General features: G+C 61.8%; 22 protein-coding genes. 7 read left to right on the top strand and 15 right to left on the bottom strand.

Annotated features, from left to right (window positions below):
• Nucleotides 1–63 precede the first annotated feature (63 nt).
• Nucleotides 64–501, top strand: a complete 438-nt coding sequence (locus WBQ77_RS01265; RefSeq protein WP_424042819.1) for a hypothetical protein — start codon at nt 64–66, stop codon at nt 499–501.
• A gap of 186 nt (nt 502–687) precedes the next feature.
• Here WBQ77_RS01265 and WBQ77_RS01260 read toward each other — a convergent pair whose 3' ends face one another.
• The 6 genes from WBQ77_RS01260 to WBQ77_RS01235 all read right to left on the bottom strand — a co-directional run bounded on the left by WBQ77_RS01260 (nt 688) and on the right by WBQ77_RS01235 (nt 6,289).
• Nucleotides 688–933 carry an EAL domain-containing protein gene (locus WBQ77_RS01260; protein ID WP_424042818.1) on the bottom strand — a complete coding sequence of 82 codons (246 nt, stop codon included), beginning with the start codon at nt 931–933 and terminating at the stop codon, nt 688–690.
• 105 nt (nt 934–1,038) lie between these two features.
• Nucleotides 1,039–1,545 carry an N-acetyltransferase family protein gene (locus WBQ77_RS01255; RefSeq protein WP_424042817.1) on the bottom strand — a complete coding sequence of 169 codons (507 nt, stop codon included), beginning with the start codon at nt 1,543–1,545 and terminating at the stop codon, nt 1,039–1,041.
• 145 nt (nt 1,546–1,690) lie between these two features.
• Entirely contained in the window at nt 1,691–1,957 is a 267-nt protein-coding gene (locus WBQ77_RS01250) for a PepSY domain-containing protein (RefSeq protein ID WP_424042816.1), read from the bottom strand.
• A 216-nt stretch (nt 1,958–2,173) separates the two neighbouring features.
• A complete protein-coding gene (gene typA / locus WBQ77_RS01245; RefSeq protein WP_424058567.1) occupies nt 2,174–4,003 on the bottom strand; it encodes a translational GTPase TypA in 1,830 nt (609 codons plus the stop codon).
• Between the two features lie 153 nt (nt 4,004–4,156).
• A complete protein-coding gene (locus tag WBQ77_RS01240) occupies nt 4,157–5,365 on the bottom strand; it encodes an argininosuccinate synthase (RefSeq protein WP_424042814.1) in 1,209 nt (402 codons plus the stop codon).
• Between the two features lie 99 nt (nt 5,366–5,464).
• A complete protein-coding gene (locus WBQ77_RS01235; RefSeq protein ID WP_424042813.1) occupies nt 5,465–6,289 on the bottom strand; it encodes a phosphatase PAP2 family protein in 825 nt (274 codons plus the stop codon).
• A 225-nt stretch (nt 6,290–6,514) separates the two neighbouring features.
• Here WBQ77_RS01235 and WBQ77_RS01230 point away from each other — a divergent pair, with 225 nt between their 5' ends.
• Nucleotides 6,515–6,739 carry a hypothetical protein gene (locus WBQ77_RS01230; protein ID WP_424042812.1) on the top strand — a complete coding sequence of 75 codons (225 nt, stop codon included), beginning with the start codon at nt 6,515–6,517 and terminating at the stop codon, nt 6,737–6,739.
• Here the strand turns inward: WBQ77_RS01230 and WBQ77_RS01225 are convergent.
• Complete coding sequence (locus WBQ77_RS01225; protein ID WP_424058565.1) at nt 6,705–7,187, bottom strand: hypothetical protein; 483 nt, start codon at nt 7,185–7,187, stop codon at nt 6,705–6,707. The two genes, WBQ77_RS01230 and WBQ77_RS01225, sit on opposite strands and share 35 nt — an antisense overlap.
• Nucleotides 7,188–7,268: 81 nt before the next feature.
• Here WBQ77_RS01225 and WBQ77_RS01220 point away from each other — a divergent pair, with 81 nt between their 5' ends.
• Nucleotides 7,269–7,862 carry a 2-hydroxychromene-2-carboxylate isomerase gene (locus tag WBQ77_RS01220; protein WP_424043082.1) on the top strand — a complete coding sequence of 198 codons (594 nt, stop codon included), beginning with the start codon at nt 7,269–7,271 and terminating at the stop codon, nt 7,860–7,862.
• 3 nt (nt 7,863–7,865) lie between these two features.
• Here WBQ77_RS01220 and WBQ77_RS01215 read toward each other — a convergent pair whose 3' ends face one another.
• The 4 genes from WBQ77_RS01215 to WBQ77_RS01200 form a co-directional block, all read right to left on the bottom strand.
• Nucleotides 7,866–8,426, bottom strand: a complete 561-nt coding sequence (locus tag WBQ77_RS01215) for a peroxiredoxin (protein ID WP_424058563.1) — start codon at nt 8,424–8,426, stop codon at nt 7,866–7,868.
• Nucleotides 8,423–9,604 (bottom strand): 23S rRNA (adenine(2503)-C(2))-methyltransferase RlmN, encoded by a 1,182-nt coding sequence (gene rlmN / locus WBQ77_RS01210; protein ID WP_424043079.1) that lies wholly within the window; start codon nt 9,602–9,604, stop codon nt 8,423–8,425. Before rlmN ends, WBQ77_RS01215 begins: the two co-directional genes overlap by 4 nt.
• Nucleotides 9,605–9,744: 140 nt before the next feature.
• On the bottom strand, nt 9,745–10,260 hold the full coding sequence (locus tag WBQ77_RS01205; RefSeq protein WP_424043077.1) for an invasion associated locus B family protein: 516 nt from the start codon (nt 10,258–10,260) through the stop codon (nt 9,745–9,747).
• A gap of 72 nt (nt 10,261–10,332) precedes the next feature.
• Entirely contained in the window at nt 10,333–10,881 is a 549-nt protein-coding gene (locus WBQ77_RS01200) for an RNA methyltransferase (RefSeq protein WP_424058561.1), read from the bottom strand.
• A 171-nt stretch (nt 10,882–11,052) separates the two neighbouring features.
• Here WBQ77_RS01200 and WBQ77_RS01195 point away from each other — a divergent pair, with 171 nt between their 5' ends.
• Nucleotides 11,053–12,033, top strand: coding sequence for an NADPH:quinone oxidoreductase family protein (locus WBQ77_RS01195; RefSeq protein ID WP_424043073.1), 981 nt, complete (start codon nt 11,053–11,055; stop codon nt 12,031–12,033).
• A 21-nt stretch (nt 12,034–12,054) separates the two neighbouring features.
• Here the strand turns inward: WBQ77_RS01195 and WBQ77_RS01190 are convergent, their stop codons facing one another.
• Nucleotides 12,055–12,471: a YkvA family protein gene (locus WBQ77_RS01190; RefSeq protein WP_424058559.1), complete on the bottom strand. Its 417-nt coding sequence runs from the start codon at nt 12,469–12,471 to the stop codon at nt 12,055–12,057.
• 124 nt (nt 12,472–12,595) lie between these two features.
• On the opposite strand from WBQ77_RS01190, the gene WBQ77_RS01185 reads away from it, so the two are divergent.
• Complete coding sequence (locus tag WBQ77_RS01185) at nt 12,596–13,120, top strand: low molecular weight protein-tyrosine-phosphatase (RefSeq protein ID WP_424043071.1); 525 nt, start codon at nt 12,596–12,598, stop codon at nt 13,118–13,120.
• Here the strand turns inward: WBQ77_RS01185 and thpR are convergent.
• From thpR to WBQ77_RS01170, 3 genes are all read right to left on the bottom strand, one after another.
• Complete coding sequence (gene thpR, locus WBQ77_RS01180) at nt 13,117–13,713, bottom strand: RNA 2',3'-cyclic phosphodiesterase (protein ID WP_424058557.1); 597 nt, start codon at nt 13,711–13,713, stop codon at nt 13,117–13,119. The two genes, WBQ77_RS01185 and thpR, sit on opposite strands and share 4 nt — an antisense overlap.
• Nucleotides 13,714–13,746: 33 nt before the next feature.
• Entirely contained in the window at nt 13,747–14,790 is a 1,044-nt protein-coding gene (locus WBQ77_RS01175; RefSeq protein ID WP_424058555.1) for an NADP(H)-dependent aldo-keto reductase, read from the bottom strand.
• 261 nt (nt 14,791–15,051) lie between these two features.
• Nucleotides 15,052–15,213: a hypothetical protein gene (locus tag WBQ77_RS01170; RefSeq protein WP_424058553.1), complete on the bottom strand. Its 162-nt coding sequence runs from the start codon at nt 15,211–15,213 to the stop codon at nt 15,052–15,054.
• A 230-nt stretch (nt 15,214–15,443) separates the two neighbouring features.
• On the opposite strand from WBQ77_RS01170, the gene WBQ77_RS01165 reads away from it, so the two are divergent.
• Together WBQ77_RS01165 and asnB are read left to right on the top strand one after the other, a co-directional pair.
• Nucleotides 15,444–17,315: a protein kinase domain-containing protein gene (locus tag WBQ77_RS01165; RefSeq protein ID WP_424058551.1), complete on the top strand. Its 1,872-nt coding sequence runs from the start codon at nt 15,444–15,446 to the stop codon at nt 17,313–17,315.
• Between the two features lie 107 nt (nt 17,316–17,422).
• Complete coding sequence (asnB, locus tag WBQ77_RS01160) at nt 17,423–19,354, top strand: asparagine synthase (glutamine-hydrolyzing) (RefSeq protein WP_424058549.1); 1,932 nt, start codon at nt 17,423–17,425, stop codon at nt 19,352–19,354.
• Nucleotides 19,355–19,638 lie beyond the last annotated feature (284 nt).

The raw sequence follows: 19,638 nt of genomic DNA, 5'->3' as shown, positions 1-19,638 counted from the left end.
GCGGCAGGTCACAAGTCCGGCGATGGTTGCGTTCTACTGGACCTTAGTTGGGGGCCGATGGAAATGACGGGACAGGCAGTCCGGATATTTGGCAAGGTCCTTGTTGCCGTTCTTTCTGCCATTCTTGGCGCTGCTGGACTCGTCCTTGCTCCGGCGGCGATCGCGGGATCCGTGGAAAGCGCTTATACGCCTCTCGTTCTGGAGAAGTGCGACAACATCACGCCATCGGAGATGGCCGAACACGGTGCCATTTTCCGGTGCACGGGCTTCGGGGGGACGGATGTCCGAGTCGCCGAGGGCGACCTGCGCATGTTCGTGTCCTACGGCAAGCGAGCGGCGGATCAGACAGCGGCCGGGCAGACCCTTCCGGCCTTCAACTCGACCGGCGACAGGCTCGAGTGGCGGTTCAAGGACGGAAAAGGCGTTCGCGACGATCCTGCGGTTCCGCTGGGACGGCGACGGTGCCAAGGGCTCGACCCTGGTCGTCACCAAGCTCGGTAAAACGGATTCCTGCCATGTGGCCTATGTGCAAGCGGAGAAAAATCCCCACGCAAACAGATTGGCGCGTGAGGTGGCGGACGAAGATGCGCGCCGGTTCTCATGCAAGCGCGACCAGCCGCGGACCTACGGTCCGGACGGGAAGCCGATCGACTAGGCTAATGGAACACTCAGGGCACCACGCGTGGACTACGCGACCTTGGCCCTGTCGTGCGGCATGTCCTCGAGCGGGTCGTTCGGAACTTCGGCTTCGGGACGGCCGTAATAATAGCCGTGAACCTGATCGCAGCCCCAGCGCCTCAACATCGCTGCCTGCCCTTCGGTTTCGACCCCTTCCGCAGTGATAGTGATGTCCAAGGACTGACCCATCCCGACGATGCTGGACACGATGGCGCTTGTCTGCGGATTGGTGCCGAGCGTGTCGAACTGAGACATGTGCTTTTCCTAAAGTCCCCTCACCAATAGGTGACCATAGTAGTTGGGTCGTTAAGGCAGCCCGAATGGTTGCAGTTAATGGAGGCTAAGCGTGCATCGCGCCGATCAGCGCCAAGCAAATGCGATCTTGCGCAGGCTGGTCCCGCTGAAGCCTTCGGCGCCCTCGGCGATCGGCTTGCCGCCCAGCCGGAGATAGAAGTCGCAGGCCGCGTCATTGTCTGCGAGTGCCCAGACCAGCAGGCCGGGCATTCGGCAATCTCGAAGCTTCTGCCGCGCGCCTTCGAATAGCTTGGTGCCAAGTCCAAGGCCCTGATAGGTGGGGCAGAGATAGAGTTCGAAGATCTCGCCTCGATAGGGTCCGCGGCCAACCCGACAGCGTCCGAAGGTCACGTAGCCCGCCACTTCGCCATGAAAGTCCATGACCAGCATTGACGCCCGCCGCCGCAGGACCCGCGCCCACCATCCAGGACCCCGGCGCGCGATCATTCGTTCTAAGTCAAGATGTGGAATGATGCCCTGATAGGCCCCGCGCCACGCTTCTTCATGGGCGGTTGCGAGCGCGTGTGCGTCTTTGGACCGTGCCGGCCTCACATGAGCGACATCGACGGACATGGAGAGAGCCTAGCCTAGTTTGCCTAGGTCGGGCAAAGATAGCGTTTGGGTTATCCCTCGCTGCGACTCCAAGCCTCTAACGAAAAAAAATGGCGGTCCAAAACCGACCGCCCCTAAAGTTCGTCCGGTGGAAATACTCGGGAGCTTAGTAAGCCGACATCAGGACGATCTTGCCGTCCGAGTCGAGCTTGATGTCCATGGTGCAGAATTCGCACTTGGCATTGTCGATATCTATGTAACCGTTGTCATCGACTTCAACTTCTTCGTAGCCCTCGTAGCCGAGCGTGCTCATGACCGCTTCGACCTTCTCGACCGCAGCGGCACGCAGGTCCTTGTTATCATCGTCGTCGGCATAGGCGAAGGTCGTCGCGGCGAGCGCCAGCGCGGCGACGAGCGAAACAGTCTTGATCATGGGAAATTCTCCCTAAGTTCTCAGGTCATGTGTGCACTGCCACTGCGCGCACTCCACCTCCTAACCAGGCAATGTTTCGATAGTGCCAGAGCCGCGACTCTAAGCTGCGTCAAATCTCCGAGGCATGCCTTCCCATAAGTGTTGGGAAGATGTGGCAGGTTGGATTGCCGAGACGTGGCGACGCATCGGTGCACAGATGTGGCGCAGGAACGAGATTCAGGCGGCGTTCTCTGCTTCGCGCTGACGTTCGGCCTTCTTACGATCGTTCGGATCGAGATGGCGTTTGCGCAAGCGGATCGACTCGGGCGTCACCTCGACCAACTCGTCGTCCTGGATGTACGACAAGGCTTTTTCCAAAATCATACGCATAGGTGGGGTGAGGCGCACCGCCTCGTCTTTAGACGTGGTGCGGATGTTGGTGAGCTTTTTGCCCTTCAGCACGTTCACCTCGAGATCGTTGCCGCGCGTGTGCTCGCCAACGATCATGCCCTGATACACTCGTGCGCCGGGCTCGATCATCATCGGCCCCCGATCCTCGAGATTCCATAAGGCGTATGCCACAGCATCCCCTTGGTCCGTTGAAATCAAGACGCCGTTGCGACGGCCTTGGATGGTGCCCTTGTGTGGCGCGTAACCGTGAAACAGACGATTTATGATCCCGGTCCCGCGCGTGTCGGTCAGCAGTTCGTTCTGATACCCAATCAGGCCGCGCGTGGGCGCATAGAACACGAGGCGCACCCGTCCGGCGCCGGACGGCTTCATCTCGATCAAGTCGGCTTTGCGTTCGGACAGCTTCTGTACCACCGAGCCTTGGTGTTCTTCGTCGAGATCGATCACCACTTCCTCGATGGGCTCCAAGAGCTGTCCGCTGTCGTTGCGGGTGAACAGGACGCGCGGCCTCGACACGGAGAGCTCGAAGCCCTCGCGGCGCATGGTCTCGATCAAGATTCCGAGCTGCAATTCACCGCGGCCCGCGACGATCATCGAGTCGCGTTCGTCGGATTCGGAAACCTTCAGCGCCACATTGCCCTCGGCCTCGTGCAGAAGCCGGTCGCGGATCATGCGACCGGTGACCTTGGACCCCTCGGTGCCAGCCAGAGGTGAATCGTTGACACGGAAAGTCATTGAGAGGGTCGGCGGATCGATGGGTTGGGCGGGAAGCGGCGCATCGATCTCAGGGGCACAGATCGTATGGGCGACCGTCGCGTTCGGCAGGCCCGCAATCGAGACGATGTCTCCCGCGACCGCTTCGTCCAACGCCAAGCGCTCCAGCCCGCGGAATGCGAGCACCTTGGACACACGGCCCTGCTCGACCAGCTTTCCTTCATAATCCAGCACCTTAACCGTGTCGTTGGGCTTGATCTTGCCCGCGGTGATGCGGCCGGTCACGATGCGGCCGAGATAAGGATTAGCCTCAAGGATCGTGCCTAGCAGCTGGAACGCGCCCTCCTCGGTGGCCGGTGCGGGCACATGGCGGCACACCAGTTCGAAGAGCGGGGTCATGCCCTGATCTTTCGGCCCCTCGGGACTCTCGGCCATCCAGCCTTCCTTCGCCGAGCCGTAGAGGATCGGAAAGTCGAGCTGCTGGTCATTGGCCTCTAGGGCGGCGAACAGATCGAAGATCTCGTTCAACACCTCGTTGGCGCGCGCATCGGGGCGGTCGACCTTGTTGATCACCACAATGGGTTTGAGGCCCATCCTCAGCGCTTTCGAGACGACGAATTTGGTCTGGGGCAGCGGGCCTTCGGCCGCATCGACCAGGACCAGGGCCCCGTCAACCATATTGAGAATGCGTTCCACTTCACCGCCGAAATCGGCGTGGCCGGGCGTGTCGACGATATTGATGCGGGTGTGCTCCCAAACGATCGACGTGGCCTTGGCAAGGATCGTGATCCCGCGCTCCCGTTCGAGATCGTTGGAGTCCATGGCGCGCTCATCCACGCGCTGATTTGTGCGCACGGCCCCGGATTGCTGAAGGAGGCGGTCGACGAGGGTTGTTTTGCCATGGTCGACATGCGCGATGATGGCGATGTTGCGTAGCGTCATTTTTAGATGGGTCTTTCGGCCGTGCGCGGGTGCGGGGCGCCTTCGGGCTGTTGCTGCGGCGCAATATAGGGATTTTGCCACTAATCGCAATGGCGCGCGGGGCGGAAGGGTTTGACGAGGGGGCGCCCGGCAAACTTAGCGTACCGGCACAGCTCAGCCGCGGAGCTTGCGGAAAGTCCGCAAACGGAGCGCATTGAGCTTGATGAATCCTTCCGCGTCCTTCTGATCGTACGCGCCTTCGTCGTCCTCAAACGTCACGATCTCATCGGAGTAGAGCGACATGTCGCTTTGACGGCCGGTCACGATGACGTTGCCCTTATAGAGTTTGAGGGTCACCTCGCCTTCCACATTCTCCTGGCTCTTGTCGATCAAGGCCTGCAGCATTTCTCGCTCGGGCGCGAACCAGAAACCGTAATAGACGAGCTCCGCATAGCGCGGCATCAGCTGATCTTTCAGATGCGCGGCTTCCCGGTCGAGCGTCAGCGATTCCATGGCGCGGTGCGCGGCCAGCAGGATTGTGCCGCCCGGGGTCTCGTAGATGCCGCGCGATTTCATGCCGACGAAGCGGTTCTCGACGAGATCGACGCGCCCGATACCGTTGTCGTGCCCGAGCTGATTGAGCTTGGTCAGCAGCTCGGCCGGCGACAAGGCCATGCCGTCGATGGAAACCGGATCGCCCCTGTCGAAACCGATCCTGATGGTCGTGGCCTCGTCCGGTGCATCCTCCGGGGCCACGGTGCGTTGAAACACGTAACCCGGCGGTTCCACGTTCGGGTCCTCGAGCACCTTTCCTTCCGAAGAGGAGTGCAACAGATTCGCATCGACCGAAAAGGGCGCCTCGCCCCGCTTGTCCTTGGCGACGGGGATCTGATGCTGCTCCGCAAAGGCGATGAGATCGGACCTGGAATGGAATTTCCACTCGCGCCAAGGGGCGATGACCTTGATGTCCGGGTTGAGCGCGTAATAGCCGAGTTCAAACCGCACCTGGTCGTTGCCCTTGCCGGTCGCACCGTGACAGACCGCGTCGGCCCCGGTCTCTTTCGCAATCTCGATCTGGCGTTTGGCGATCAGAGGCCGTGCGATGGACGTGCCGAGCAGATAAACGCCCTCGTAGAGCGCGTTCGCCCGGAACATGGGAAAGACGTAATCGCCCACAAACTCCTCGCGCAGATCCTCGATGAAGATCTCCTTGATGCCAAGCATCTCGGCCTTTTTGCGCGCGGGCTCGAGCTCCTCGCCCTGGCCGAGATCAGCCGTGAACGTCACGACCTCGCAGCCATAGGTTTCTTGAAGCCATTTGAGGATGATGGAGGTATCGAGACCGCCCGAATAGGCGAGCACGACCTTCTTGATATCGGTCATTTGGTGTCCTGGAGAAACGCTGGTGTCCGGCGCGATTTATAGATTTGGCCGGGACTATAGGCGCGCGGCGCGCGGGCGCAAGCGTCGCTGCCGGGTCGGTTAATCGGAGTCGGAGCGCCGCTGCAGTATCTGGCCCGAATGGCGCAGCGCCGTGCCCAGGCGTACGACCCCGGTGCCGATGCCCGAAAGAAGCGCGGCGATGCCCCGATGAAGGCCGAACGCGACGCGGTCTAGCTGGGCTTCAAGTCGAGCGTCGTTGCGGCGGCCGGGCGCCAGAAGCAGGTAGTAGAACAGCATGACCATGGTCACGGTGAAGATCCCTGCGAAGAGCACATCGCTCAAAAAGTGGCGGCCGAAAGCTACGCGCAAGCCTCCAACGGAGGCGCCGAAGAGCAAGGCTGCGCCCATGGCGAAAGGCCGAGCCGGCGGCGGTGCCAGCATGGCAGGAGCGACGGTCCAGAAGGCGAGGCTCCCTTCGCCGGATACGAAGGAGCAATTGCGCTCGCAGGCCCCTCCAGGCCGCCACCAAGGCTCGAAGTCGGCGTTGCCACCGAACTGCTCGACCTGGATCGGACGTGGGCGGCCCCAATTGTCCTTGAGTATAAGATTGGTGAAGACGCCTGGGCCGGCGATGAACGAGCCGACGAGGAAGAGCGCCACGGACGGCGCGATCACCATTTTGGTGCGCGGGAAGACGAGCTTGCGGAACAGCACGAAGACCGATGGGGCGATCAGGAGATAGGGAACCCAATAGGCTAGGTTGCGGACCGTCTCCCAGTCCTCGTCCCGCGAGATCGGGAACTTGCCGCTCTCGGGATCGAAGAACAAACCTGCAGCCCAGAGGTCGATCTCCGGAAAGATGGCGAAGACCAATCCCAAGAATAGTCCGAAAGCCAGTGTTGCGAGCAGCCAACGGCGCGCCACGCGATTCTCCTAAATAGAGGGATCCCGCCCGGTTCATTAAACTCCCGGTACGGTTCGTATGTCCAAAATCAAGGCTTTATGGCCCAGTGCGCGCATATTGCCAATAAGCGGTTGTTTGGCTCTAGGGGCCCTTGCGGCGTGACGTTTTTATGATTGTTGCTGATGGGCTTGGAACCTCGGAAAGTGGGGCGTGTTGATTCTTCGGGGGCCCGAAGGAGTGCGTTGATGACGACAAAAAACATTTCCTCGAATCAGGCGGCGACGTGCCCACGCGCGACGCTACTTCGCGAACTCGGCTTTGCCTGGCGGCGGCGGCTCCGCGGCCAGGCCGTGCGGTCGTGGCGCGAGACCGTGACGCACTTCAAGCCGGAGCCTTGGCTCGTGGCTTTGGCCCATGAGAAGTCGCGCATGCCGGTCAAGCTCCGCGGCCTACCAGAAGCCAATAAATAAAGCCGCCGGCAAAGCCCGCCGTCGCAAAGATGGTCATGTATTCGCTTGCGGGCAGCGCGGGGGCGTCGGTGGCGGCGCCTGCGAGAATCGGAATGGCCGCCAACGCCGCGCCCCCGACCAGTACGTAATAGATCCAAGACTTAATATGCAGCACTTCGCCGATTGCCGCCGCGGCCAACGCGGGCAGAGCGGTCAGTGCTGGACCGACCGTCGCGATGAAGACGACGGCGCCGAAGGTCATGGCCACACCGCGGCGAAAGGCCGGGTCTTGAAACACCGGATCCTGCAGCACGAACGCCCGGAATCGTGGGTCTTCGGCCGCGATAGTGCGGAGCTCCTCGCCCGTCCAAACAGCACCAAGGGCAAACAGGACTGCGAGCGCGACGCCGACCGCGATACAAAAGACCACGACAATCGTGATACCACGCAAAATCACTCGTCCGATCATGTGTACTCTTCCATCCCGCCACCGGTGACGTCCGTCTCGGCGGGGACTATAGAAGATGCGCAATAGCCTGAGCTAACGAACATGCGCACCATCGAATTTTGGTATGAATTTGCCAGCACTTACTCCTATGTCACCGCCATGCGCATCGGGCGCCTCGCGGTGGCGGAAGGCGTGCCGGTCCGCTGGCGGCCATTTCTCTTGGGGCCGATCTTCAAGGAGCTCGGCTGGAACGACTCGCCATTCAATATCTACCCGGCCAAGGGGCGCTATATGTGGCGCGACCTCGAGCGGGTCTGTGAAGACGAAGGGCTACCGGTGCGCCTGCCGCCGGTGCGCTTTCCGCAGAACGGAGTGAAAGCCGCACGTCTTGCGCTTGCCGGCGAGCATGAGGGGTGGACACCGGCCTTCACCTCCGCCGCTTTCCAAGCGAATTACGCCGAGCAGCGCGACATCTTCGATGACGACACGCTCAGCGCCATTCTCACCGGCCTCGATGTCGACCCGGATCGCGCCTTTGCGGCGGCGAACGCGCCCGCGAACAAGGAGGCTCTGTTCGCGCAGGTCGCCGAAGCTAAGACGCGTGGCATTTTCGGGGCCCCGTCCTTCACCGTGGGCGACGAACTGTTCTGGGGGAATGATCGGCTTGAGGCGGCGCTTGCCTGGGCGAAGGCTTAGCGGCTAGGCGTGGTTTTCAAGCCAGGCAACCACGTCGCTCGCGCTCGAAGACGGCGGGAACACCGGATAGAACCCGCGCTCGATCCGGTTCTCCCGAGCGATCAGCGTCAACCGCTTGATAAGGCGCATGCCGTCCACCGTGAAGGTGGGAAGCCGCAACGCATCGGCAAACGTGCACTGCACATCGCTCAAGACCTCAAAGGGAAGATGCAGGTGTTCCGCCATCTCGTGCTGATAGGGGGTGTCCTGCGTACTGAGCTCGAAAACCTGCGCACCGAGCCGGGCCAGATCGGCGGCGTGATCGCGGAAGGCGCAGGCTTGCGGCGTGCTCCCACGGGCGCCAGGGATGGCATCCCAGCCTTGCGGCAAGGACTCGCCGGGCACGCCCGTACGCGGGTAGTAGTAAAGGATCGTGCGCCCCGGGCCGAGCGCGGCAAGGTTCACGTCGTGTCCCCCGGTTGAGCTGAGGACGACCGCCGGCAGCATCATCCCTGTGAGATAATCGCAGGCGCCGTCGTCGATGGGACGTGGAAGATTGTCTCGAAGCCCGTGCAGGCTGCTCAAGCCCGCGCCTCACTGAGACGGGTCGAGGCGCGCTGCTTGAGGCTCGCGCTTTTGAGCTGGCCGCAGGCGGCCATGATGTCACGGCCGCGGGGGCTCCGCACCGGGCTCGCATAGCCGGCGCGATTCACGACTTCGGCAAATTTCTCGATCTGTTCCCAGTCCGAGCACTCATAGGGCGTTCCCGGCCAGGGGTTGAACGGAATAAGGTTGATCTTCGCCGGAATCTTGGCGAGCAGGCGCACGAGCGCCCTGGCGTCGGCGATGGAATCATTGACGCCTTTGAGCATCACATATTCGAAGGTGATGCGCTTAGCGTTGGACAGGCCCGGATAGGCGCGGCAGGCCTCGAGCAAATCGGCAATGGGCCATTTGCGGTTGATGGGCACCAGCTCATCGCGTAGGTCGTCGCGCACCGCGTGCAGCGAAATCGCCAACATCGTGCCCGCTTCTGCGCCCCAGCGCGGAATCTCCGGCACGATGCCCGACGTGGACAGCGTGATGCGGCGCTTCGAGATCGAGAGCCCCTCGCCATCCGCCACGACGGAGCAGGCATCGCGCACACTGTCGAAATTGTAGAGTGGCTCGCCCATGCCCATGAGCACCACATTGGTGATTTTGCGCTCGCCGCTTGGAAGTCCGGTCGGATCGTCAGGCTCGGCGCCTGGCCAGTCTGCGATACGGTCGCGTGCCAGTATGACCTGACCCACAATTTCAGCCGTGGTGAGATTGCGGACCAGACGCTGGGTGCCCGTATGGCAGAAGGTACAGTTCAGTGTACAGCCCACCTGGCTCGAGATGCATAGCGTGCCGCGATCCTCTTCGGGGATATAGACGGTCTCCACATCCTTGCCATCGGCGAGGCGGAGCAGCCATTTGCGCGTCCCGTCCACGGAGACCTGTTCCGAAACCATCTGCGGCCGGTCGAGCGAATAGGTTGCGCCGAGGGTCGCGCGCAGATCCTTGGCTACGTCGGTCATGACGTCGAACGAGGTCGCCCCGCGCACGTAAAGCCAGCTCCAGAGCTGGTTGACGCGCATGCGCAGCTGTCGCTCCGGGACGCCGGCCTGCGCGAGCCTATCTGCCAGCACCTCTCGGCCAAGCCCTGCAAGGCTTTCCCGCGAGGGAGCTTCTGCGGGCTCAGCCGCCGCAGCCTGATCGATAACGGCAGTTGTTGTCATGGTGCATTGCCTTGTCGGCCCCTGGTATGACGAGGGGAGCTGCACATGCTAAGTCTCGCGGGCCATTTGGTCTCGCATGCCAGGGCTTCGCGGGTCTTCTGGTCTCATGGGCGATGCCGCCGCACGAAAGCCATGCGGGTTTAACCCGCCTCCTCCGGCGCGCACTCCTTGGCAATGCGCTCGAGTGCCCCGGACGTCCCGCTTAAGGAATACTCGTCGGTGGTGTTCGTACCACGGGCCGAACGGCCCTTAATCGACATCGCGCTTCCGGCCTTCAGAGCCGCAAGAATCTTGGCCTCGTCTTCCGGCTTCTCGACGAAGGCGCCCTCGTCCTTGGTGAAGAGCTCGAACTTATCCTTGCCGATCGTCAACGTGACCTTGGCGCCCGGTGGAAAAGGGTAGCCCATCTTCACGCTGATCTCGCCAGCGATTTTGTCGCCGGGATAGTCCGAAACGTAGAAATAGATCGGCCCGCGCCGTACGTTCCTTGGTAACGACTTGCGCGGCTGCGAGACGGCGAAACAGACTTTGGGGCTGCCCTGCGAAATATAGGCTGCCCAGTCGTTATATTTTTGAAGAAGTTTGACTTCTTGCGCGAAGGCTGGCGTTGCGCTGAATGCCAGTATCGCGCAAGCCGCTACAACGGCTCGGCGCATCTCCCCGTCCCCGTGTCGTGAGCAGACCCTAAGCATGAATGGCTGCAGTCTTCCCTAGTTCTGGCCCAAACGTCAACCCTGACGCCGGCGTTTCGGTTGTCCCCGAACGTGGGGCGCAATCTCGGCTGCCTCGCTCCCCTCGCAGACAGGGCGCGGTGCGAAACGTCCCGAGGCGCGGAGCCTGTCATACATGATGATCGCGCCAGCTGTCGCCACATTCAGCGAGAAATTTGTCGGAATACGAATCAGATGATCGCAGCGGGCGAGAAGATCCGTGCTCAGCACACCCCTTTCGGGTCCCAGTACATAGGCGCATCGTAACGGATGCGGAAAGCTCGGAAGATCGGTGGCGCCATCGAGAATCTCGATCCCGACTAGGCTGCACCCATTCGGGAGCTGCATTTCATCCACGCTCTGCCAGTGGAACACCGGCAGATGGCTGTCGGCCTTGGATGTGTCCGAGCGCATTTTAAAGACCCGATCGTCGGCGCCCACCGTGAAGGCGAAGCTCGCGCCGAAGGCATTGGCCGAGCGGAGCAGGCCGCCGAGATTGACCGATTTGGAAATGCACTCGGCGCCAATCCCGAAATAGCCCCGGCTGTTCTGAGGGTTTGGTTTCACCGCTTCTCCTTGCCACAGGGGGCAATATAGCAAAAGCCGGTTCCCCAACCCGGCCGCAAGAGGTCTTGTGATAGCGGTGCCCAACGGGCAAAAGCTTGGACGCCGGCGCGGCCCTGGTCGCGCCCCGGCCGTTCATGTTCAATCTTTCCCACGCTACCGGGGAGCTATGCCATGCGTGCAGTCCAGTTCAGCGAGTTCTCCGGGATCGAGGCGCTCAAGCTTGTGGAGATTGCCGATCCGGTCCCGAAGGCTGGCGAGGTGCTGGTCAAGGTCACCGCAGTCGGCCTGAATTTTTTCGATACACTTGTGCTGCGTGATAAGTACCAGTTCACGCCAGAGCTACCGGCTTCGCCTGGCGGCGAGATCGCCGGGGTCGTGGAGGCGCTGGGCGAGCAGGTCACCGACCTCGCCGTGGGTCAAAGGGTCATGGCGCATGTGGGCGGCAATGGCTGCCGCGAGCGTCTCGCGGTTAAAGCATCGAGCATCATTCCCATTCCCGACGGCGTTAGCGACGACGTAGCGGCAGGCGTTTCCATCACCTATGGGACAGCCATGCACGGCTTCAAGGACCGGGCAAAGTTGCAACCTGGTGAAAGCGTCGCCGTGCTTGGGGCCGCGGGCGGTGCAGGCCTGGCGGCTGTCGAGATCGCCAAGCTCATAGGTGCGCGCGTCATCGCGGTCGCTTCGTCCGATGAGAAGATCGCGCTCGCAATGCGGCATGGGGCCGATGAGGGCATAGACTACGAGACCTCAGATCTCAAGACGACGCTGAAGGCGCGCACCGCGCCGGACGGACTCGACGTGCTCTATGACTGTGTCGGTGGCGATGCGGCGGAGCCTTCCTTACGTGCACTTGCGTGGAAAGGCCGTTATCTCGTGATCGGCTTCGCCTCCGGCGACATTCCACGCCTACCGCTCAACGTCGTCATGCTGAAAGGATGCGATATCCTCGGCGTCTTCTGGACCGCCTTTGTCGAGCGCGAGCCCGAGGCCCATCGCGCCAATACGATCGAGGTGCTGAATTGGTGCCAAGAGGGGCGGTTGACGCCCCATGTTCACGGGACGTTTCCGCTCACCGAGACCGCGGACGCGCTGACCGTGATCCAGGAGCGGAAAGCCAACGGGAAGGTGATCGTCCACCCGCAAGAATAGCGGGCAGCGGCGAGGTCGCGCCTAACCCTGTCCGTGCGCGCTCGTGTCCGGCAAGTCTTTGTCCAGCGCCCGCGCGGCCGCCGCGCGGTGGATGGGCGTAATGTTCGCCGACACGAGACCGACCACGGCTGTCAGAAGCGCCATGTCGTCGGCAAAGCCGAGCCCGACGACGATGTCCGGAATGACGTCGATCGGCATGATGAAATAGGCGAGAGCGGCGAGCAGCATGCCCCGCACGCGCATGGGCGTGGCTGGATCCATGGCGCAGAAATACGCGGCTACAAGATCATCGACGAACGGGACATTGCCGGCAACGCGCTTGAGCTTGCCCCAAAAGTCGCGGCGCACCTTCTGTTCCCGTTCGAAGAGTGTATCCACCGATATCTCCCGTCCCATTGCGGCCTCACGGAGACCGGCCGCGTCCTCAAATGCGGTCATATGATCAACTACCTCTCCGTTTGATGTTTGCAGGCATGATTCCTGAAACATATGGGGAGCGCAGCCCCAGGTCTCAAGAGCTGGCTGGCTTGCGCCCTCTGAACGTGCATGCAATGGAGCGGCAATGGTTAGCGAAGAGACCAACACCCTCGAAACGGTTCGGCACAGGCTTCTGTTCGCCTGTCTCGGCAATATCTGCCGTTCGCCCATGGCCGAAGGCGTCTTCCGGCGCGTGGCCGAAGACGCTGGCCAGCTTCATCTGTTCGAAATCGACTCGGCCGGCATGGGCGATTGGCATAAGGGCGAGGCGCCCGACCATCGGGCCCAGAAGGCCGCGCTCGAATGGGGCGTAGATATTTCTGGTCAGTCCGCCCGCAAGATCGAGCTCGAAGACTTTGACGGTTTCGACCTGATTTTGGCCATGGACGGGTCGAACATTTCCGACCTTCAGGACATCGCGCCGCACGCGGCACGGCACAAGATCCGGCGTTTTCTGGATTACGCCCCGCATTTGGACGCCGAGGACGTGCCCGATCCTTATTATGGCGGTGAAGCGGGGTTCGTCCACGCGCTCGATCTCATCGAGGTCGCCGCCAAGGGCTTGCTCGAAGACCTCATGCGCGAGCGTGATGCGATCGAAGAGCGCTAAGGCTCGATCCCGAAAAGGGGTGGCTGGTCGAATTCGTACCCGCCGTAATAGTCGCCCTCGTTGTCTTCGAGGTCGTAGGCCGCCTCGATGACATAGGGCCCGCCGCCGACCGAATCGCGCGACGAGTACAGGACGAAGCGCGTCACAGTAAAGGTTTCCGAAATCAGGCCGGCATTCTGCAGATAGGCCGCGACTGCATCGGGCCGGGCTCCACGCAAGCGCGCGATCGTGATATGCGGTCTGAAGTTGCGCCGCTCCGGCCGAAGCCCCGCCATACGGGCGGCGCCCTCATGAGAGTGCTGCAACGACTCGAGTTCGGGCGAAGGTGCGATGTCCGCAAAGATCGTCCGAGGCTTGTTGCCGCCGAAACTATCGAGACCGCTTAGCTTGAGCGTGAAAGGCGTCGTGACCAGTTCGCCGAGCGCCTCGGTGAAGTCCCGCGCCGTGGCGCCATCCACGTCGCCGATGAAACGCATTGTGATGTGGTAGTTTTCCGGATCAATCCAGCGTGCTCCAGAGAGGCCGGAACGGAGCATTGAAAGACGGTCGGCGATGCTCCTCGGTACCTCGATTGCAGTGAATAGCCTGGGCATGACCGAATCAACATGTTGTTGCGATTCAGAGTCTCACGGGCAAGGGTTAGGGTAGTCAAGGTGGATCTGGTCAATCTCCTCAAGAACCGCCTCGGGCAGCGTGAGGTCCGCCGCGGCGATATCGGTCTTCAGCTGACCCATATTTGTCGCCCCGATAATTACCGACGTCATGAAGGGCCTGGACAAGGCGTAGGAAATCGCCAACTGCGAGGGGTCCAGGCCATGCCTTCGGGCGAGTGCGACATAGGCTGAGATGGCGCGGGGGCCGTTACCTTGCTCATAGCGGCCGAGCCGGTTGAACAATGTCTTGCGGGCACCGGCCGGCAACGCGCCGTCCTCGTACTTACCGGTCAGGTAGCCTTGGCCGAGCGGCGAATAACCAAACAGGCCGACCTGCTCCTCGTAACTGATTTCGGACAGGCCGACCTCATAGGCGCGGTTGACGAGGCTGTAGGCGTTTTGAACGGAGACCACGCGCGGCAGATCGTGCTCATCTGCCAGCTTCAAGAAGCTCATCACGCCCCAGGGCGTTTCGTTGGACAGGCCAACGAAACGCACTTTGCCGCTGGCAACGAGTTCGCCGAGCACTTCGAGAATGTCGTGGATGTTATGACCGTCGTCGGCGAAGCGCCGATATTCGAGACCCTCGAATACCCGGATGGGCCGGTCCGGCCAGTGAAGCTGGTAGAGGTCCACATAGTCGGTCTGGAGGCGCTTGAGACTCTTGTCGATCGCTTCGCGTATCTGCTTGGGTGTCTGGCGCGAGAGGATCGGCTCATCGCGCAGCCAGTCGATGGCGGTGCTACGCCCGGCCACCTTGGTGGCGATCATGACCTGATCGCGTTTCTTCCGGGAGGTGAGCCAGGTTCCGACGATCTCTTCGGTTGCGCCTTGGGTCGCAGCCTTCGGCGGGATTGGATAGATCTCAGCGGCATCGAAGATGTTGATGCCCTGGTCGAGGGCGTAGTCCATCTGTTCGTGGCCTTCGGCCTCCGTATTTTGCTCGCCGAAAGTCATGGTGCCGAGTGTGATGGCGCTCACCTTCACGCCCGTGTGTCCAAGTTCCCGGTACTCCATGGATTCTCCGTTCCGTCTGCGTCGCGCGACACGTGTTATGCAGGATAACAGCCTGTGAGAGGCCTCCTTCCGAACCGTGTTTTTAAGGAATCTTGGCCTAGAAAGGTAGGCCACAGCGGCAGGGGCCGGGATCTTCCGCTTCCCGGTCGCCACATTGGTCTGGCTGGGCGCGTGCGCCGTCGTGCTTTCGCGTGTGAGCGGGCTCAGGACCGACGTGTTGCACGTCCTCGCACATGCCTCGCCGGAACGCCGCTAGTCCCTCTAGGAGTGCGATGGCATCGCAGCCGGGAATGCGCCAGACTGCTCTGCCTCCACCGCAGCTTCCTCGCTGGCGAACATATAGGTGAAGATGAGCCACAGAATGAATGCGGCAACGACGAGGATCGCAACAGCTTTGCCGAAAGCGCCGAAGGATAAGGGCATTTATGAGAACTCGTTTCTCGTTTGTCTTGTTAGGATTAGCTTGCGCCGCAACAGGACGGCCCCCAGTCTTTGCGCGCTGACCCTAGCGCAATAGACGGACGGAGATCAACGAACTTGAAAAACGGACTTGAGTAACCGGGCATACTGTTGGACACATATTTGAGAAAGCTTGCTTGCCGAAGATGTGTCGATGACAATCCGTCCATGGCATTGGCCGGGGGTGTTGCCGTATGAGCAAAAAGTCAAAGGACCTGACCGCGGCACTGGACGCCTTGGAAGAGACTGTCGAGCGTCAACAGGCGTCGCCTGATGCGCTCTTGTCCGAACTCGCGACGCTCCTCTTGGGGTTCCCCCGCGATTCCCTCCAGCGTCCCCGAGCGCATCGCATGTTGGGTGTCGTTTACAGCCAGATGGGCCGCGAGGCCGACGCGTTTAAGGAACTGCGGGAAGCACGGGCTCTGGCTACAGCGTTGTCGCCGCCCAACTATCGCGAGCTAGGTAATGTGGCGCGTGCACTGTCGTCGATGTATGGGGCAACTGGGGACGACCGGCTTGCCAGGGATGAGCTGGTCGCGGCGTTGACCTTCACGGCCATTGACGGCAAGCCCGGCGAGCTTGTGAGACTCATTGTGGATGTCGCCCAGGGAGAGCTAGGAGCGCAGCGCTATGAGAACAGCGCCCTCTTGTTCGACTTTCTTCTCACGGGCAACGACAAGCTCGACGTGCCCGACTATACCGTCCAAAGTGCCCGCATCAGTCTCATCCAGGCTCTGAATGCGCTAGGGCGGCACGGCGAGGTTCCGTCGCACGTCAAGGTATCCCATGCCACCTTGAGCGAGGACGACAGGCGGCTACGCTTCCTGACGCAGCTTGAGGCGGCGCGCGCGAGCGCGGGTCTCGGCCGCCACGACGAAGCAGAAGGCGCACTCCTCGTGGCGGAGAACTTCCTTCCCGAGACCGCCACAGCGATCGATCACTCCGAATTCGTCGAAGCTGTCACGGAGTTGCAGGAGGTCCGCGCCGGTGAGTCGGCCGTCGAAAGTCTCCAGCATCTCGTTGCGCAGTCCGCCGAGCAGGGCCAGGCGGCCCGTATCGTTGTTGCCTCCCGTGCCCTAGCCAACGCACTGCTGAAGCGCGGCGACGTGCCTGGTGCCCTCAGCGCACTCGGCCGTGCGTTCCGGGCCGCGCTTGATGCCAAGCTCAAAGTGGCCAGCGAGTTGCGGACAGAAATTCTGCGGCGTGCCGGCGCGGATCGACTTGTCGATCTCGCTGGGTCGAAGAGCCTCATAGGGCTCGATGACGAGCGCGACTTACGGTTCGTGAGACTCCGCGCGTTGGGCCACGGGAGCGCAGGCGACAGCGTGCTCGCTCTGGATATCAGCGATGGCGCAGAAGTGTCTTTGAGAACGCTGGACCTCAGCAGTCTTGGCAGGAAGAAGCGCGAGGCGGTGCTGGCAGGGGAGCGCCGGGCTTATGCGACGGTGGCAACCCTGCACGACGATCGTATCGCCAAGATCCGGGACATGCGTCTTGCGCCGGACGGCATGCTCTACACGCTCCAGCTTCGCCCCGAGGGGCCGACCCTGCGCGACCTCTACGCGGCGGGAGCGGAGCCCGCGCGTGTGCTTTCGCTTCTGGCGGGAACGGCCGGGGCACTCAGCGTGCTCCACCGGCGCGAGCTCGTGCATCGCGATCTGACGCCAGATCATGTGGTTGTCGGGCGCGACAATCAGGGCTCCGAATTGCCGGTGCTCATCGAATTGGGCTTGGCGCCCGTCACCATGGGGGCGGGTATTCCCGGTAACCCAGGCGTGCCACCCTATGTGGCGCCTGAGCAGGTCGCGGGTGAGGATAGCGGGACAAGCGCAGACATCCATGCGCTCGGGCAGATGATCGCGGAGCTTTGGGGTGGACAGGTTCCGTCCCGCGCGAATCTGGGGCGCCTATGGAAGCGGGACGAGGGAAACCAAATGCCGCGCGATATCGGGGATCTCGTTCGCGGCATGACGGCGGCGGAGTCGTCCCGGCGCACGACAGATCTCGGCGACATCGTTGAGGTTCTGAAATCGCAGCGGGACTTGGCGGGACAGGACGCTTCCTAGCCCCGTCGGCCGATACCTTGCTTCGTCTTGACAAGAGGCCCAGTCCGGTGCCGTCTCTGGGACACATGACCCCTCCGCTCCCACGATCTGCACGAAGGCCTTTTTAGATGTGCGGCATTGCAGGTCTGCTCGATCCCGGCCGGCGTTCGACAGGCGACGTGCTTGATGTGTGCGCGCGCGATATGGTTCAAGCACTTCACCATCGCGGGCCCGATGCGCACGGTGTCTGGACGGAGCCGGAGTCCGGCATCGCGCTCGGCCATGCGCGCCTATCCATCATTGATCTCAGCGCGGCAGGCAGCCAGCCCATGGCGTCGGCGTCTGGGCGCTACGTGCTGTCCTACAACGGCGAGGTCTACAACGCCGCCGAGTTGCGTGTCGAACTCGAGCACGAAGGGCATCGGTTTCGCAGCCACTCCGACACGGAGGTGATCGTCGAGGGCTTTGACGCGTGGGGCGTCCCCGAGACAATCGAACGCCTAATCGGCATGTTTGCCTTCGCGGTATTCGATATGAAAGAGAAGGTCTTGATGCTCGTGCGCGACCGGCTCGGGATCAAGCCCCTCTACTGGGGGCGGCTCGACGGCCGCGTCGCCTTCGCCTCGGAACTGAAGGCCTTCGCAGGCCTGCCGGGCTTCCCTCCCGAGATCGATCGCGATGCGCTCGCGGCCTATCTGTGTACGGGCTATGTGCCCGCGCCGGCCTCCATCTACCGCGGCATTTCCAAACTGGAACCCGGGACCATGCTGGAAGTCCGGGCGGACGGCGTCGTTCGGACCCACACATACTGGTCCGCGCTCGATGTGGCGGTACGTGGGCAATCTCTGCCGATGAAGGCCGACGAGGCAGAAGCGGTAGTGCAGCTTGAGACGCTTCTCACCGATGCGGTGACACGACGCATGGTGGCAGATGTTCCGCTCGGGGTGTTTCTGTCGGGCGGCATCGACTCCTCGACCGTGGCGGGGCTCATGCAGGCGAATGCGCAAGCGCCCATCCGGAGTTTTTCGATCGGCTTCCACGAACAGGCCTATAACGAAGCTGACGCTGCAAAGGCGGTTGCGCACCATCTCGGTACCAACCACACCGAACTTTATGTCTCCGCCGAGGAGGCCCAGAGCGTGGTGCCGAAGCTGCCGCAGATCTACGACGAGCCCTTTGCGGATGTCTCGCAGATCCCGACCTTTCTTGTCTCGGAGATGACCCGCAAACATGTCACCGTGGCACTCTCGGGGGATGGGGGCGACGAACTCTTCGCCGGCTATAATCGCTACACTCAAGGTCTAAGCGTGGCGAAGGCGCTGCGACGACTGCCCGGACCGTTGCCGGATGCCGTCTCGCAGATGATCTCGCTGGCATCCCCCAGTTCCTGGGACAGTCTTTTCGCGATCCTGCCCGCAGGGATGCGGCCTCGCCAAGCGGGCGATAAGCTACATAAGCTTGCGGCCGTGCTAGCTGCTGATGCAGGCGACTACTATCGCGTCCTGATCTCGCCGTGGGCCGAGGCTTGGGGGCTTGTCAACGGTACTGCGCGGCCGGAGTTCGCGCCCTTTGCCGAAGCGGTGCGCGGCCGCTTCAAGACCGAGTTAGCCTGGATGCAATATGCCGATATGGTGACATATCTGCCGGACGACGTTCTGACCAAGGTCGACCGCGCGTCCATGGCTGTTTCGCTGGAAGCCCGGGTCCCGCTGCTCGATCACCGGGTCGTCGAATTCGCGTGGCGGTTGCCCGAGGAGTTCAAAATCCGCGATGGTCAGGGCAAGTCGCTGCTCCGTCAGCTCTTGTGCAAATATGTCCCAAAGAAGCTCGTGGAGCGGCCCAAGATGGGCTTTGGTGTTCCAATCGATGCCTGGCTTCGCGGACCGCTGAAGGACTGGGCGAGCGATTTGCTCGACCCGAACGCAATGGGCCAGGCGGGCTTCCTCGATCCGGCTCCCATTCACGCCAAATGGGCGGAGCATCTCTCAGGGCGGCGCGATTGGCAGCATTTTCTTTGGAATGTACTGATGTTCGAAGCTTGGCGGCGATCCGCTCGCTAGCGCGTGGACGCCTTGTCCATTAGAAGCGTCTCATAGAGCGCGCAATACTGATCGACGCTTGCTTCCCATCTTCGATCCTCCGTTTCTTAAACATTACGGCGGACCACTTCAGAGGGGAGGATCACCTGAACGCGACTCATCGAGAATCGGAGCGAGACACTATTGCAGCCCCAGAGCATTGGTAGCTTATTTACTCCGAAGTCGAAGTAGCTAAAAGATTTGAGGTCGTAGCATTCTCGAGGTCTGCGCAAAACTCAGAGTTGCTTAGGGTCGTGACTTCCAAA

It is taken from the genome of Methyloceanibacter sp. (genome assembly GCF_049590335.1).
Classification (GTDB): domain Bacteria; phylum Pseudomonadota; class Alphaproteobacteria; order Rhizobiales; family Methyloligellaceae; genus Methyloceanibacter.
This window is presented reverse-complemented; position numbering and strand designations above follow the sequence as displayed.